At 68.0% G+C, this 14,825-nt stretch carries 11 protein-coding genes; 5 read left to right on the top strand and 6 right to left on the bottom strand.

Annotation, left to right across the window (positions count from 1 at the left end; all coding sequences use genetic code 11):
* Nucleotides 1-140: 140 nt before the first annotated feature.
* The 5 genes from ABFG95_RS15955 to ABFG95_RS15935 all read left to right on the top strand — a co-directional run bounded on the left by ABFG95_RS15955 (nucleotide 141) and on the right by ABFG95_RS15935 (nucleotide 8,781).
* Complete coding sequence (locus tag ABFG95_RS15955; protein ID WP_049070621.1) at nucleotides 141-959, top strand: hypothetical protein; 819 nt, start codon at nucleotides 141-143, stop codon at nucleotides 957-959.
* Between the two features lie 360 nt (nucleotides 960-1,319).
* On the top strand, nucleotides 1,320-6,059 hold the full coding sequence (locus ABFG95_RS15950) for a glutamate synthase-related protein (RefSeq protein WP_063582464.1): 4,740 nt from the start codon (nucleotides 1,320-1,322) through the stop codon (nucleotides 6,057-6,059).
* A gap of 8 nt (nucleotides 6,060-6,067) precedes the next feature.
* Entirely contained in the window at nucleotides 6,068-7,534 is a 1,467-nt protein-coding gene (locus tag ABFG95_RS15945) for a glutamate synthase subunit beta (RefSeq protein WP_049070617.1), read from the top strand.
* Nucleotides 7,535-7,675: 141 nt separating this feature from the next.
* Nucleotides 7,676-8,311: a chromate transporter gene (locus ABFG95_RS15940; RefSeq protein WP_348994760.1), complete on the top strand. Its 636-nt coding sequence runs from the start codon at nucleotides 7,676-7,678 to the stop codon at nucleotides 8,309-8,311.
* On the top strand, nucleotides 8,254-8,781 hold the full coding sequence (locus tag ABFG95_RS15935; RefSeq protein ID WP_348994759.1) for a chromate transporter: 528 nt from the start codon (nucleotides 8,254-8,256) through the stop codon (nucleotides 8,779-8,781). Before ABFG95_RS15940 ends, ABFG95_RS15935 begins: the two co-directional genes overlap by 58 nt.
* A gap of 34 nt (nucleotides 8,782-8,815) precedes the next feature.
* Here the strand turns inward: ABFG95_RS15935 and ABFG95_RS15930 are convergent, their stop codons facing one another.
* From ABFG95_RS15930 to ABFG95_RS15905, 6 genes are all read right to left on the bottom strand, one after another.
* Entirely contained in the window at nucleotides 8,816-10,153 is a 1,338-nt protein-coding gene (locus ABFG95_RS15930) for an allantoin permease (protein WP_049070611.1), read from the bottom strand.
* Between the two features lie 153 nt (nucleotides 10,154-10,306).
* Nucleotides 10,307-11,296: a biotin-dependent carboxyltransferase family protein gene (locus ABFG95_RS15925; RefSeq protein ID WP_049070609.1), complete on the bottom strand. Its 990-nt coding sequence runs from the start codon at nucleotides 11,294-11,296 to the stop codon at nucleotides 10,307-10,309.
* On the bottom strand, nucleotides 11,286-12,161 hold the full coding sequence (locus tag ABFG95_RS15920; protein ID WP_068957215.1) for a carboxyltransferase domain-containing protein: 876 nt from the start codon (nucleotides 12,159-12,161) through the stop codon (nucleotides 11,286-11,288). Before ABFG95_RS15920 ends, ABFG95_RS15925 begins: the two co-directional genes overlap by 11 nt.
* The gene (locus ABFG95_RS15915) at nucleotides 12,158-13,546 is read right to left on the bottom strand and encodes an acetyl-CoA carboxylase biotin carboxylase subunit (RefSeq protein ID WP_348994758.1); all 1,389 of its coding nucleotides are present in this window, start codon (nucleotides 13,544-13,546) and stop codon (nucleotides 12,158-12,160) included. The genes ABFG95_RS15920 and ABFG95_RS15915 overlap by 4 nt, the downstream gene beginning before the upstream one ends.
* A gap of 3 nt (nucleotides 13,547-13,549) precedes the next feature.
* Nucleotides 13,550-13,792, bottom strand: coding sequence for an acetyl-CoA carboxylase (locus ABFG95_RS15910; protein ID WP_049070603.1), 243 nt, complete (start codon nucleotides 13,790-13,792; stop codon nucleotides 13,550-13,552).
* 38 nt (nucleotides 13,793-13,830) lie between these two features.
* Nucleotides 13,831-14,601 (bottom strand): 5-oxoprolinase subunit PxpA, encoded by a 771-nt coding sequence (locus tag ABFG95_RS15905; RefSeq protein WP_049070601.1) that lies wholly within the window; start codon nucleotides 14,599-14,601, stop codon nucleotides 13,831-13,833.
* Between the last annotated feature and the right edge of the window lie 224 nt (nucleotides 14,602-14,825).

Below are 14,825 nucleotides of genomic sequence, written 5' to 3'. Positions count from 1 at the left end.
CGAAACGGAGTCCTTCCCACAAAAAGTATCGATTCCGTGCCCATATTGTGATCACGGGGCTTGACCAGCGTCCACCGTGGCACTATTTATATACGTGAGAGAAGACAACCCGTTCTTCTGGAAGCGCAAGCCCTGACACTATGGCCCGTCTGCCCCGTCTGTACGCCCCTGGGCTGCCCCAACTGGTGCAGGCCAACTTCATTCAGCCGCTGGCGGCGCCGTCCCAGCCCGCCCCGGCCGATATCCTCAACCAACTGGCCGCGTGGCTGGGCGAATCCGCCCAGCGCCATCGGGTGTCGGTGCACGGCTGGCTGCTGGCCAACGACCGCATCCTGCTGCTGGCCACCCCGGCCGACGAGGAAGGCCTGCCGCGCCTGATGCAGACGCTGGGCCGCAACCTGGCCGCGCGCCTGCGGGGCGGCCGCGTGTTCGCCGGCCGCTACCGCTCGGCCCTGCTCGAGCCCGGCGCGTGGGTGCTGCCGGCGCTGGTCTGGCTGGAAACCTACCCGGTGCGTAGCGGCGCTTCCCAAGACCCCGATTCCTGGCCCTGGTCGTCGGCCTCCAGCCATACCGGCAACACCACCGCCGCTCCGGCGCAGTGGCAGTCCGACCACGCCGACTACTGGGCCTGCGGCAATACGCCGTTCGACCGCCAGGCCAACTATCGCAAGCGCCTGCAGGACGGCCTGTCGCGCGAGGAAACCCAGCGCATTGATCAAGCCGTCTCGGGCCAATGGGCGCTGGGCGGCCCGAGCTTCATCGCCAGCCTGGCCCACACCGCCAGCCGGCGCGTGGCCCCTGGCCAGCGCGGACGCCCGCGCAAGAAGCCCGCCGCGCCGGCCACGGCCGACACCGATCAGGCGGCTCCCCCCTCACCGGCCCCATCGCCGGCGCCGACCAGCCCTGGCAATGGGCCCGGTACTGGCTCCGGGACCGGCAACCCCGGCTCCACTTCCTGACAGAGCGCCTTCGGGCGCTTTTTTCATGCCCGCTTCGCGCGAGCCTGCGCGAGGTGATGGCACGGCCGGCGCCTGCGGGCGAGCGTTACTCGATCAGCCAAAAAACATCAAAATAAATGGGGACACAAAACAGGAAAAATAGGGGTTTCACTACCCTCGGCACCCGACCCCCACACTACGCCACCGGGAGAGCCTTTATTGGCGCGGCCGTTGTTTTGTCCCCATATTAATGCTCTATGATGGTGCGGCGTATTATTTAGGGTCGCACCCCTTATATTCCTATTGCACCCTACTGCGCGCGGGGGTATTGTCCGTTCCTGCACTGCAACATTAGAACGCAGTCTTACTGCGGAGCGCGCCATGCCCCAAATCACCCCGAACGAATCCTGTCCCACCCCCAAGGCGACCCCGATCGATGCCAGCCGCATCGGCCTGCCGCCGGCCCAGGGCCTGTACCACCCCAACAACGAGCATGACGCCTGTGGCGTGGGCTTCGTGGCGCACATCAAGGGCAAGAAAAGCCACGCCATCATCCAGCAGGGCCTGAAGATCCTGGAAAACCTCGATCACCGCGGCGCGGTGGGCGCGGACAAGCTGATGGGCGACGGCGCCGGCATCCTGATCCAGATCCCCGACACGCTCTACCGCGACGAGTTCGCCCAGCACGGCATCACCCTGCCGCCGCCCGGCGAATACGGCGTGGCCATGGTGTTCCTGCCCAAGGAAACCGCCTCGCGCCTGGCCTGCGAACAGGAACTGGAGCGCTCGGTGCGCGCCGAGGGCCAGGTCGTGCTGGGCTGGCGCAACGTGCCCGTGGACGTCGACATGCCCATGTCGCCCACCGTGCGCGACTGCGAACCCGTGATCCGCCAGCTGTTCATCGGCCGCGGCGCCGATGTGATGGTGCCCGACGCGCTCGAACGCAAGCTGTACGTGATCCGCAAGACCGCCAGCCACGCCATCCAGAACATGCATCTGGCGCACGGCAAGGAATACTTCGTGCCCTCGGCTTCGGTGCGCACCGTGGTCTACAAGGGCCTGCTGCTGGCCGACCAGGTCGGCCGCTACTACCGCGACCTGGCCGATCCGCGCACCGTGTCGGCGCTGGCGCTGGTGCACCAACGCTTCTCGACCAACACCTTCCCGGCCTGGCCGCTGGCCCACCCGTACCGCATGATCGCCCACAACGGCGAAATCAACACGGTCAAGGGCAACTTCAACTGGCTGCGCGCCCGCGAAGGCATGATGCAGTCGGCCGTGCTGGGCGACGACCTGAAAAAGCTCTACCCCATCGTCTATGAAGGCCAGTCGGACACCGCCACGTTCGACAACTGCCTGGAACTGCTGGTGAACTCGGGCTACTCGCTGGCCCACGCCATGATGATGATGATCCCGGAAGCCTGGGAACAGCACACGCAGATGGACGAAAGCCGCCGCGCTTTCTATGAATACCACGCCGCCATGATGGAGCCGTGGGACGGCCCCGCCGCGGTCGCGTTCACCGACGGCCGCCAGATCGGCGCCACGCTCGACCGCAATGGCCTGCGCCCGGCGCGCTACCTGGTGACCGACGACGACATGGTCATCCTGGCCTCGGAAGCCGGCACCCTGTCGATCCCCGAGAACCGCATCGTCAAGAAGTGGCGCCTGCAGCCGGGCAAGATGTTCCTGATCGACCTGGAACAGGGCCGCATCATCGACGACGCCGAGATCAAGCTGCAACTGGCCAACAGCCGTCCGTACCGCCAGTGGATCGAACGCCTGCAGATCAAGCTGGAATCGCTGCCGGCCCCGCGCCAGGCCGCCGTCGCCACGCAATCTTCGGTGTCGCTGCTGGATCGCCAGCAGGCCTTCGGCTGGACCCAGGAAGACTACAAGTTCATCCTGGAACCCATGGCCTCGACCGGCGAGGAAGTGATCGGCTCGATGGGCAACGACGCCCCGCTGGCCGTGCTGTCCGACCGCGCCAAGCCGTTCTACAACTATTTCCGCCAGCTGTTCGCCCAGGTCACCAACCCGCCGATCGACCCGATCCGCGAGCAGATGGTGATGTCGCTGGTGTCGTTCATCGGCCCCAAGCCCAACCTGCTGGACATCAACAACGTCAACCCGCCGCTGCGCCTGGAAGTGTCGCAGCCGGTGCTGGACTTCGCCGCCATGGCGCAGATCCGCGACATCGAGCAGGTGACGGGCAAGAAATTCCGCAGCTTCGAGCTGGACATCACCTACCCGGCCGCCTGGGGTCCCGAGGGCATCGAAGCCCGCGTGGCCGCGCTGTGCGCGCGCGCCGTGGACGCCGTGCAAAGCGGCTACAACATCCTGATCGTGTCGGACCGCCTGGTCGACAGCGAGCGCGTGGCGATTCCGGCGCTGCTGGCCACCTCGGCGGTGCACCAGCACCTGATCCGCGCCGGCCTGCGCACCAACACCGGCCTGGTGGTGGAAACCGGATCGGCCCGCGAAGTGCACCACTTCGCGCTGCTCGGCGGCTATGGCGCCGAAGCCATCCACCCCTACCTGGCGCTGGAATCGCTGGGCAAGATGAGCGACCCGGAAAAGGCCGTCAAGAACTTCATCAAGGCGATCGGCAAGGGCCTGAACAAGGTGATGTCCAAGATGGGCATCTCCACCTACATGTCCTACACCGGCGCCCAGATCTTCGAAGCGGTCGGCCTGCAGAGCAGCCTGGTGAACAAGTACTTCACCGGCACCGCCTCCAACATCGAAGGCATCGGCATCTTCCAGGTGGCCGAGGAAGCGCTGCGCCAGCACCGCGCCGCCTTCGGCAGCGACCCGGTCCTGGCGAACGACCTCGAAGCGGGCGGCGAGTACGCCTACCGCGTGCGGGGCGAAGAGCACATGTGGACGCCCGACTCCATCGCCAAGCTGCAGCATGCCTCGCGCGCCAACAACTACCGCACGTACAAGGAGTACGCGCAGATCATCAACGACCAGAGCCGCCGTCACATGACGCTGCGTGGTCTGTTCGAGTTCCGCTTCGATCCGTCGCGCGCCATCCCGCTCGATGACGTCGAGCCGGCCAAGGACATCGTCAAGCGCTTCGCCACCGGCGCCATGTCGCTGGGCTCGATCTCGACCGAGGCCCACTCGGTGCTGGCCGTGGCCATGAACCGCATCGGCGGCAAGTCCAACACCGGCGAAGGCGGCGAAGACGAACTGCGCTACCGCGCCGAAATGCGCGAAGGCCGCAGCACCATCAAGGACGGCGACACGCTGGCCTCGGTGCTCGGTTCCGATCGCATCGAAGCCGACGTCGCGCTCAAGAAGGGCGACTCGCTGCGCTCGAAGATCAAGCAGGTGGCCTCCGGCCGCTTCGGCGTCACCGCCGAGTATCTGTCGTCGGCCGACCAGATCCAGATCAAGATGGCGCAGGGCGCCAAGCCCGGCGAAGGCGGCCAGTTGCCCGGCCACAAGGTCTCCGAATACATCGCCAAGCTGCGCTACTCGGTGCCGGGCGTGGGCCTGATCTCGCCGCCGCCGCACCACGACATCTACTCGATCGAAGACCTGGCGCAGCTGATCCACGACCTGAAGAACGTCAACGCCAAGGCCTCGATCTCGGTCAAGCTGGTGTCGGAAGTCGGCGTCGGCACGGTGGCCGCGGGCGTGGCCAAGGCCAAGGCCGACCACGTCGTGATCGCCGGCCATGACGGCGGCACGGGCGCCTCGCCGGTCTCGTCCATCAAGCACGTCGGCACGCCCTGGGAACTGGGCCTGGCTGAAACCCAGCAGACGCTGGTGCTGAACCGTCTGCGCAGCCGCATCCGCGTGCAGGCCGACGGCCAGATGAAGACCGGCCGCGACGTCGTCATCGGCGCGCTGCTGGGCGCGGACGAATTCGGTTTCGCCACGGCGCCGCTGGTTGTCGAAGGCTGCATCATGATGCGCAAGTGCCACCTGAACACCTGCCCGGTGGGCGTGGCCACGCAGGATCCGGTGCTGCGCAAGAAGTTCCAGGGCAAGCCCGAGCACGTCGTCAACTTCTTCTTCTTCATTGCCGAGGAAGTGCGCGAGATCATGGCCCAGCTGGGCATCCGCAAGTTCGACGACCTGATCGGCCGCGCCGACCTGCTGGACATGCGCTCGGGCGTCGAGCACTGGAAGGCGCAGGGCCTGGACTTCACCCGCGTGTTCCACCAGACGCAGTCCGACGCCGAAGTGCGCCAGACCGAAGAACAGGATCACGGCCTGGCCGGCGCGCTCGATCACCAGTTGATCGAACGCAGCAAGCCGGCGCTGGAGCGCGGCGAGAAGGTCTCGTTCATCGTGCCGGTGCGCAACCGCAACCGCACCATCGGCGCCATGCTGTCGGGCGCCGTGGCCGCGCGCTACGGCCACGACGGCCTGCCGGACGACACCATCCACATCCAGTGCAACGGCACCGCCGGCCAGAGTTTCGGCGCGTTCCTGGCCCATGGCATCACCATGGACCTGGTGGGCGAAGGCAACGACTACGTCGGCAAGGGCCTGTCGGGCGGCCGCATCATCGTGCGCTCGCCCAATGACTTCCGCGGCTTCGGCCCCGACCACATCATCGCCGGCAATACCGTCCTGTACGGCGCGCTGGCGGGCGAGGCCTTCTTCAACGGCGTGGCCGGCGAACGCTTCGCGGTGCGCAACTCGGGCGCCGCCACGGTCGTGGAAGGCACCGGCGACCACGGCTGCGAATACATGACGGGCGGCACCGTGGTGGTGCTGGGCGCCACCGGCCGCAACTTCGCCGCCGGCATGTCGGGCGGCGTGGCCTATGTGTGGGATCCGGAACGCACGCTCAAGCAGCGCGCCAACCTGTCGATGGTCGAACTGGAAGCCGTGCTGCCGCACGCGGAACAGCAGGCCCAGAACAACATCGACGTCTGGCACAGCGCGCAGCGCGGCGGCGAGCGCGAGACGGATGAAGCCATCCTGCGCCGCCTGGTGGAAGACCACTTCCGCTACACCGGCAGCTTCCGCGCCCGCGAAATCCTGGGCGACTGGGAAGCCTCGCGCGGCAAATTCGTAAAGGTCATGCCGACGGACTACCGCCGCGCATTGGGTGAAATGTGGCGTGCAGCCAACCCGCAACAACTGGCTGCGTGAGGGATACCATGGGAAAGATTACCGGCTTTATGGAATACCAGCGCCTGCAGGAGGCCGCCGAGGCCCCGCAGAAGCGGCTGAAGAACTGGCGCGAATTCGTGCTGCACCTGACCGACGACCAGGCCAAGCAGCAGGCGGCGCGCTGCATGGACTGCGGCATCCCGTTCTGCAACAACGGCTGCCCGGTCAACAACATCATCCCCGACTGGAATGACCTGGTGTACAAGCAGGACTGGCGCCGCGCGCTGGACGTGCTGCACTCCACCAACAACTTCCCGGAATTCACCGGCCGCATCTGCCCGGCGCCGTGCGAGGCCGCCTGTACCTTGAACATCAACAGCGACGCCGTGGGCATCAAGTCCATCGAGCACGCCATCATCGATAAGGGCTGGGCCGAGGGCTGGGTGACGCCGCAAGTGCCGGCGCGCAAGACCGGCAAGAAGGTCGCCGTGGTGGGCTCCGGCCCCGCCGGCCTGGCCTGCGCGCAGCAACTGGCGCGCGCCGGCCACTCGGTGACGCTGTTCGAGAAGAGCGACCGCATCGGCGGGCTGCTGCGCTACGGCATCCCCGACTTCAAGCTGGAAAAGCACCAGATCGACCGCCGCATCTCGCAGATGGAAGCCGAAGGCGTGGAATTCGCGCCCTCCACCTACGTCGGCAACCCGTCCGACCCGGTGGCCGACGGCCTGACCGTGCGCACCCCCGACTCGCTGCTGGCCGAATTCGACGCCGTGGTGATGAGCGGCGGTTCGGAAACCCCGCGCGACCTGCCGGTGCCGGGCCGCGAGCTGTCGGGCGTCTATTTCGCCATGGACTTCCTGCGCCAGCAGAACAAGGCCGTGGCGGGCGACCGCCTCACCAACCAGACGCTGGCCAAGGGCAAGCACGTGGTGGTGATCGGCGGCGGCGACACCGGTTCCGACTGCGTCGGCACCAGCAACCGCCATGGCGCCGCCTCGGTCACCCAGTTCGAACTGCTGCCGCAGCCGCCCGAGTCCGAGAACAAGGCCATGACCTGGCCCTACTGGCCGCTGAAGATGCGCACCTCGTCCTCGCACGAGGAAGGCTGCGAACGCGACTGGTCGGTGACCACCAAGCTGCTCAAGGGCAGCAACGGCAAGGTCGAGAAGCTGGTCGGCGCCCGCGTCGAGTGGTTCAAGGATGAATCGACCGGCCAGATGAAGATGCGCGAGGTCGAGGGCTCGGAATTCGAGATCAAGGCCGACCTGGTGCTGCTGGCCATGGGCTTCGTGTCGCCGGTGCAGGCCGTGCTGGATGCCTTCGGCGTCGACCGCGACGCGCGCGGCAACGTGCGCGCCAACACCGACGACTACCGCACCAACGTGGAAAAGGTCTTCACCGCCGGCGACATGCGTCGCGGCCAGTCGCTGGTGGTCTGGGCCATCCGCGAAGGCCGCCAGTGCGCGCGCTCGGTGGACGCCTACCTGATGGGGTCGAGCGACTTGCCGCGCTGAGCGCGCCGCGCTGCCGCGCCGGTCACCGACCGGCCCCCGCTTTCGCCGCCCGGCACGTCGTGCTCGGCGGCGAAATTCTTTCAGCCAGCCGACATTTCGCATTGCGTAAGATGCGGTCATCGCCCCATCGCGCTGCCTGCCATGTCCTCCGCTGACCCCGCCGTTGCCGCCCCGCCGACACTGCCGCAGATTTTCCTGGCCTTCGCCAAGGTCGGCCTGACCAGCTTCGGCGGCGGCCTGAGCGGCTGGATGATGCGCGAATTCGTGCAGCAGCGGCGCTGGCTGTCCGAAGCCGATTTCCTCAGCGGCCTGGCGCTGGCGCAGTCGTTCCCGGGGGTGAACGTGGTGAACCTGGCCATCTGGATCGGCTTTCGCCTGCGCGGCGGCGCCGGCGCGCTGCTGGGCGGACTGGGCATCACCGTGCCGCCCATGCTGGTGGCGATCGGCGCGGCCGCGCTGTTCGCCACCAGCATGGCGCAGTCGCAGGGCCTGCACGTGGCCATGGCGGGCGTGGCGGCGGCGGCGGTCGGGGTGTCGCTGCAGACCGGCCTGCGCGCCGCCCGGCGCGCGTTGCAGGGCTGGGTGCCGGCCGCCGTCATGGGCGTGACCTTCGCCGCCATCTTCCTGCTGCGCCTGCCGCTGCTGTGGGTGGTGGGCGCGATGGCGCCCCTGTCGATCGGCATCGCCTACGCGCGACTGCGGCGCCGGGAGCGGCAACCATGGACCTGGCCACGCTGCACGACCTGTTCTCGGTGTTCACGCCGCTGTCCTTCCTGACGGTCGGAGGCGGCCAGAGCATCCTGCCCGACATCCACCGCCAGGCGGTGGACAGCTATGGCTGGATCAGCGAATCGCAGTTCCTGGATTACTTTGCGTTGTCCCGCATCACGCCGGGCCCGGCGTCACTGCTGGTGACGCTGATCGGCTGGCAGGTGGGCGGGTGGCTGGGCGCGATGGCCGCCTCGATCGCGATCTTCCTGCCCTGCTCGCTGCTGATCTACGCGCTGGCGCGGGTCTGGGCGCGCTACCGCCACGCCACCTGCGTCCGCGCCATCGAGGCGGGCCTGGTGCCGGTGGCCGCCGGCATGATCCTGGCCTCGTCGTGCACGGTACTGCGGGCCGCCGAAGGCGGCGCCTGGGCCTGGGGCATGGCCGCGGCTTCCACGCTGGCGCTGGTCTATACCCGCGTCAGCCCGTTTCTGATGCTGGCATTGGGCGCGCTCGTATTCCTGGCCGCGCTGGCCTGAGCCGGCGCCCCAACCAGCGCCGGACGCCGCGCGGCTAGGCGCCGCCGCGCTGCATGCGCGGCCCCGAGACCGCCGCCTGCCCCAGCCAGTACACCGCGCCCGCCACCACAAAGCTGGCCGGCGCCGCGAAGGTCGCGGCGATACCGTTCAGGTGCATCAGCACCAGGCCGCTGGCCGCGCCCGCGAACCAGGCGCCCAGGCCGCGGCGGTTGTAGGCGCTGCCCCCGCCTGGCGCCGGCGCGGCTTCGTCCACCGCCAGGATGTGCACCAGCGCCACGGCGACCCACGCCACCACGAAGATGCCCTGGTAGGCCAGCGCCTGCAGCAGATAGGCGAACACGTCGAACAGCATCAGCGCGTATGACACCGCGCCCACGATCACCGCCCAGGCGGCCTTGGACAGGCGCGCCTGGCCGAAGCGCGCGAAGAAGGCCTGCATGTTGATGGTGGCCAGGTAGTAGTTGGCGGTATTGATGCGGGTCTGCGTCACCCAGACGAAGAACAGGCCGCCCAGCCCCATCAGCTTGAGCAGCGCCAGCACTACCGACACCTCGCTCAGGGCGCCGTCGCCGGGAATGATGGCGACCAGGTAGATGCCGGCCACGCCGTTGAGCAGGAAGGTCACCAGGTAGAACGGCATGCCGAAGTTGTAGCGGCCGTGGTAGCGCGCGTCTTCGCGACGGCCGAAGCGCGCGTAGTCGAAGGTGAACATCATCAGGATCCACACGCCCATGTAGTACACGTAGGCGTCCCACCAGCCGCCCGCCACCGGCCCGCCGGCCGGGCCGAACGCCAGCCAGGCGTCGCTGTAGCCGTACTCGCGCGTGGCCAGCGCCACCGCCAGCAGCAGGCCGCCCAGGTAGAACGGCAGCAGCACGCCGTTGAACTTGTCGAGCCAGCGCTGCACGCTGCCGAAGATCAGCAGCACGCTGTAGACGACCACCAGCAGCGCGAAGGCCCAATAGGGCACGGCCGGAAACATGTGGTGCGCGGCGACCGCCATCACCGAGCCCTCGAACACGGCGTAGTAGATGGCGGTGGCAAAGAAGATCAGGGTGGCCAGCGCCGCGCCCGAGGTGCCGAACACGCTGCGAGAGAACAGCGCCACCGACTGGCCGGTGCGGATGGCGTAACGCGAGATCACGGCGTTGATCAGGCCATAGGAAATCACCGACAGCACCATGCCGATGATGGCGTTGCGGGCGCCGTAGTTGAGCGCCAGCGTGGCGCCGACCACGATGTAGAAGATGGCGCTGCACACGGCCCACCAGGCCATGGTGAGCGGGAATCGGCCCATGCGATCGGCATCGGCCACGGTGGCTAGGGAAGTGTCCCGGTCGGAGGACGAGGAGCTGGAAGCAAGGTTGGCCATGGAGGCTCTCCTGACGTGCTGAAGAACCGCGGAATGCGGACGGGTACGGCGTGCAGCGTGTGAGACTTAAATGCACAGGCGCGAGCGCGCCCGTCCGGCCCGTCGGAACGGGCCGGAAGGAAAACAGCAATCAACGGGAAAGCGGGGCGGGGATCAGCCCAGGGCGGCGCGCAGCCGCTCGAGGCGGGCGCGGTAGTCCTTGCGGGCCTGCAAGGCCGTCTCCAACGTGACCCGCTCGAAGCGGGCCTGCTGGTTGGGCTGCATCTGGCCGACCTTGTCGAGATCCGCGCTGATCACGGTGCCGATCATGGCGTAGCCGCCGCCGGACACGGCATCGCGATGCAGGATGATGGGTTCCACCCCCGCCGGCACCTGGATCGAACCAATGGGATAGCAGGCGTCGACGATGTTGGACGGATCGGCGCCAGCGCCGAACGGCTGTTCGCGCGGCTGGAACTTCAGCGCGCGGCCCTTCTTGTAGCGGTAGCCGATGCGGTCGGCTTCCGAGGTCACGCTCCAGGCGTCCTCGTAGAACGAGGCGGCCGATTCCGGCATCAGGCGATGGTCGTACAGGCCCGGCACCACGCGCAGCACCTGTTCCTTGGGACACTCGCTGGCGAGCGCCGCCGGCAGCGCGCGGCCGACCCGCGTCCCGGGGCGCGGCGCGCCCACGCGCAGGCGGTCGCCGGCCTGCAGGCGGCGGCCCTCGAAGCCGCCAATGGCGCCCAGCGTGTAGGTCGAACGGCTCCCCAGCACCTCGGGCACGTCGATCCCGCCGGCGATCGCCAGGCAGGCGCGCGCGCCTGCCTGCACGAAATCGAACGACAGCCGGGCGCCGGCCGGCACCGCCAGCGCGGTGTTGCAGGCCTGTGCCTGGCCATCGATCTTGGGCGTCATGGTGGCGCCGGTGACGGCAATCACCGCGGCGCGGGTGAAGCGCAATTCGGGGCCCATCAGCGTGCATTCCAGCACCGCCGCGTCCTCGGGATTGCCCACCAGCAGATTGGCGGCGGCCAGCGCGTACTGGTCCAGCGCGCCCGAGGGCGGAATGCCCAGGTGGTAGTAGCCCTGGCGGCCACGATCCTGGACCGACGTCGCCAGCCCGGGCTTGATTACTTCGATGAGCGGTTCGTCATGCGACATGGAGCGTCTCCAGAAGGCGGGCGTTGTACTGGTCGGGCGCCGCCATGAATTCGGACAGCGAGAACGACACGGGACGGATGTCGAGCTGGAAGGTGCCGGCCTCGACCCGCGCCACCGCGGCGTCGTACTCGGCGCGGCTGATCGGCTTGAACTTGACGATGTCCCCGGGACGGAAGAACACCATCGAGTCGCGCAGGTGCGCCTGGCGCTGCGCGGGCTCGAAGATCGGCGCGGGCGTCACGCCGAACATCTGGTAGCCGCCCGCGCCGCGCACGGAATAGATGCAGGCGAAGCAACCGCCATGTCCCACCGTGTGCTTGGGCGTGTCGGTGCGCGGCCGCAGGTACTTGGGCACTTCCAGCTGGCGTTCACGTTCGACCATCTGGAACATGAACGGCAGCCCGGCCACGAAGCCGACCATCGACACGAACCACGGCGCGCTGGAATGCGCGGCGATGAATGCATCGGTATCGGCAAAGCCGTTGATGCGCGCCGCGTATTCCAGGTCGGTCGAGTCCGGGTCCTGATGGCGCTCGCGAAAGCGCATCAGCGTCTCGTGGGTCCAGGGGTCGTTGTAGAGCACCGGCACCTGGATGACGCGGGTGTCGAGCCGCAGGTTGTCCAGATCGATGGTGGCCTCGATCTCGCGCAGGATGGCCAGCATGGCCTCGGGCGCGACCTGCTCGGGGTCGTAGCGGATCTGGTACGAAGCGTTGGCCGGGCAGATCTCGCTGACGCCGGGCACGGCGCGTTCGCGCAGCGCGCGCGTGATCGCCATGCCCTTGAAGAACGCCGCCAGCGACATCGATTCGCTGATCTCGGCGAAGATGAATTCATCGCCGCCATGGGTGTAGCGCACCGTCATTGGGTCCCCTCCCGCTGCTGCATCCAGCTTTCCAGATAGTTGGTGTGATAGTCGCCGGCCAGCACGCCCGCATCGGCCACCAGGGCGCGGTGCAGGGCCAGCGTCGACGGCACGCCTTCGAATTCGGTTTCATCCAGCGCGCGCGCCATCCGCGCCAGCGCGGCGTCGCGGTCCTCGTCCCATACGATCAACTTGGCCAGCAGCGAATCGTAGTAGGGCGGCACCACGCTGCCGGCATACACCATCGAGTCGATGCGCACGCCCGGACCGGCCGGCCAGCGCACGTGCGACACGGTGCCGGGGCCGGGCGCGAAGTTGCGCGCCGGGTCTTCGGCGTTCAGGCGGCATTCGATGGCGGCGCCGCGCATGACGATGTCCGCTTGCTTGAAACGCAGCGGCTCGCCGTCGGCGATGCGCAGCATCTCGCGCACCAGGTCGATGCCGGTGATGGCCTCGGTGATGGGATGCTCGACCTGGATACGCGTGTTCATCTCGATGAAGTAGAACTCGCCGCGGGCCTCGTCGTACAGGTATTCCAGCGTGCCGGCGCCGCGATAGCCCACCGATTCGGTCAGGCGCAGCGCCGATTCGCACAGCGCCTGGCGCAGCGCGGGGCTCAGCGCCGGCGACGGCGCTTCCTCGAACACCTTCTGGCGGCGGCGCTGCAGCGAGCATTCGCGCTCGAACAGGTGCACCGCGCGCTCGCCGTCGCCCAGCACCTGCACCTCGATATGGCGGGCGCGCGGCAGGTAGCGCTCCAGGTAAACGCCGCCATCGCCGAACGCGGCGCGCGCCTCGGCCTGGGCCATCGGGATGGCCTCGCGCAGCTGCGCCTCGTCGGCCGCCACGCGGATGCCGCGTCCGCCGCCGCCGGCACTCGCCTTGATCATCAGGGGATAACCGATCTGCGCCGCGTGGCTCAGGGCCTCGTCCAGCGAGCCGACCACGCCCTCGCTGCCCGGCACGGTGGGCACGCCCGCCGCCTTGGCGCAGGCGCGCGCCGCGGCCTTGTCGCCCATGCCGCGGATGGTGCGGGCATCGGGCCCGACGAACACCAGGCCGGCGTCGGTCACGGCCTGCGAGAAGTCGGCGTTCTCGGCCAGGAAGCCATAGCCCGGATGGATCGCGTCGGCGCCGCTGTCGCGCGCCGCCGCCAGCAGGGCCTCGGCGTTCAGATAGCTGCGCGTGGCGTGCGCCGGTCCGATGTGCACCGCCGCGTCCGCCAGGCGCACCGCCAGGGCGTCGCGGTCGGCGTCGCTGTAGACCGCCACCGTGCGCATGCCGAGTTCGCGCGCGGCGCGGATCACGCGCAGCGCGATCTCGCCGCGGTTGGCGACCAGCAGGGTGTGGATGCGGCGCGGCCGGTAGAAGGAATGCACGCCCATGCCTCAGCCCTCGATCCGCAGCAGCGCCTGGCCGGGTTCGACCGGGTCGCCGTCGGCCACCAGGATCTCGGCGACCACGCCGCCGATCTCGGCCTCGATCTGGTTGAACTGCTTCATCACCTCGACGATGCCGACCACGTCGCCGGGCTGGATGGCGGCACCCACCTCGACGAACGGCGCGGCGTCGGGACTGGGACGGCGATAGAAGGTGCCGGGCAGGGGGCTCTGGATTTCTTGCTGCGACATGGGTTTTCTCCTTGGAATGTATGGGAATGATGGACGGATCAGGACAGCCGCGGCGGCGCGATGCGGATGCCGTGCGCCTCCAGGCGGGCGCGGGTGGCCTGCACCAGCGCCAGCGCGCCGGGGGTGTCGCTGTGGATGCAGACGGAGTCGAAGCCGATTGGAATGTCGCGGCCGTCCACGGTGCGCACCTTGCCGTCGGTGCACGCGCGCAGCACCTTGTCGGCCACCTGCTCCGGATCGAGCGCCTGGGTGTAGCGCGTGAACACGATCGAGCCGCTGGCGTCGTAGTCGCGGTCCGCGTAGAACTCGCGCACCACCGGCAGGCCCAGCTCGCGCGCCACCTTGCAGGTCAGCGAGTTCTCCATGCAATACAGCATCAGCGTGGGCTCCAGGTCGCGCAGCGTCTGCACCAGGCGGCGCGACAGGGTTTCGTCGCGCGCGGCGCGCATGTAGAGCGCGCCATGCGGCTTGACGTGCTGCAGCCGCAGGCCATAGAGGCGGGCGAATTCGCGCAGCGCGCCGACCTGGTAGACGATGTCGTTGACCAGGCCCTCGGCGTTCTCGTTCAGGTCGCGGCGACCGAAGCCGACCAGGTCGCGAAAGCCGGGATGCGCGCCGATGCCGATGCCATGCTCGCGCGCCATCACCACGGTGCGGTTCATGATGTTGGGATCGCCGGCGTGAAAGCCGGTGGCGATGTTGGCCGAGCTGATCAGCGGCATGATGGCGTCGTCCACGTCATCGCCGATCTTCCAGGAACCAAAGCCCTCGCCCATATCGGAGTTCAGGTCTATCGTCGCCTTGCTCATGAAACAGGATCTCCTTCCGTTTGCGGGCCGGTGGCCCGTGCAATGCCTGCACAGTAGCGAAGCGCCCGGGGGATAAAAAGTTCTTTTTTCGGATCAATGGTTATCTGAATTTTTGATGCCCCGCGTTGCGCACCAAATCAGGGCGATTACCGGATTCCTATGAAATTTCAGGGATTTCCCTGAGATTCGGCGCACCCCCATGGCGCGGATAAACAGATATTCTG

Source organism: Achromobacter sp. HNDS-1, from assembly GCF_040084795.1.
GTDB classification, from domain to species: Bacteria; Pseudomonadota; Gammaproteobacteria; order Burkholderiales; family Burkholderiaceae_B; genus Achromobacter; species Achromobacter ruhlandii.
This window is presented reverse-complemented; position numbering and strand designations above follow the sequence as displayed.

Coding starts and splice junctions, on each gene's coding strand:
- ABFG95_RS15955 (WP_049070621.1), top strand. CDS start 141: ATGGCCCGTCTGCCCCGTCTGTACGCCCCTGGGCTGCCCCAACTGGTG.
- ABFG95_RS15950 (WP_063582464.1), top strand. CDS start 1,320: ATGCCCCAAATCACCCCGAACGAATCCTGTCCCACCCCCAAGGCGACC.
- ABFG95_RS15945 (WP_049070617.1), top strand. CDS start 6,068: ATGGGAAAGATTACCGGCTTTATGGAATACCAGCGCCTGCAGGAGGCC.
- ABFG95_RS15940 (WP_348994760.1), top strand. CDS start 7,676: ATGTCCTCCGCTGACCCCGCCGTTGCCGCCCCGCCGACACTGCCGCAG.
- ABFG95_RS15935 (WP_348994759.1), top strand. CDS start 8,254: ATGGACCTGGCCACGCTGCACGACCTGTTCTCGGTGTTCACGCCGCTG.
- ABFG95_RS15930 (WP_049070611.1), bottom strand. CDS start 10,153: ATGGCCAACCTTGCTTCCAGCTCCTCGTCCTCCGACCGGGACACTTCC.
- ABFG95_RS15925 (WP_049070609.1), bottom strand. CDS start 11,296: ATGTCGCATGACGAACCGCTCATCGAAGTAATCAAGCCCGGGCTGGCG.
- ABFG95_RS15920 (WP_068957215.1), bottom strand. CDS start 12,161: ATGACGGTGCGCTACACCCATGGCGGCGATGAATTCATCTTCGCCGAG.
- ABFG95_RS15915 (WP_348994758.1), bottom strand. CDS start 13,546: ATGGGCGTGCATTCCTTCTACCGGCCGCGCCGCATCCACACCCTGCTG.
- ABFG95_RS15910 (WP_049070603.1), bottom strand. CDS start 13,792: ATGTCGCAGCAAGAAATCCAGAGCCCCCTGCCCGGCACCTTCTATCGC.
- ABFG95_RS15905 (WP_049070601.1), bottom strand. CDS start 14,601: ATGAGCAAGGCGACGATAGACCTGAACTCCGATATGGGCGAGGGCTTT.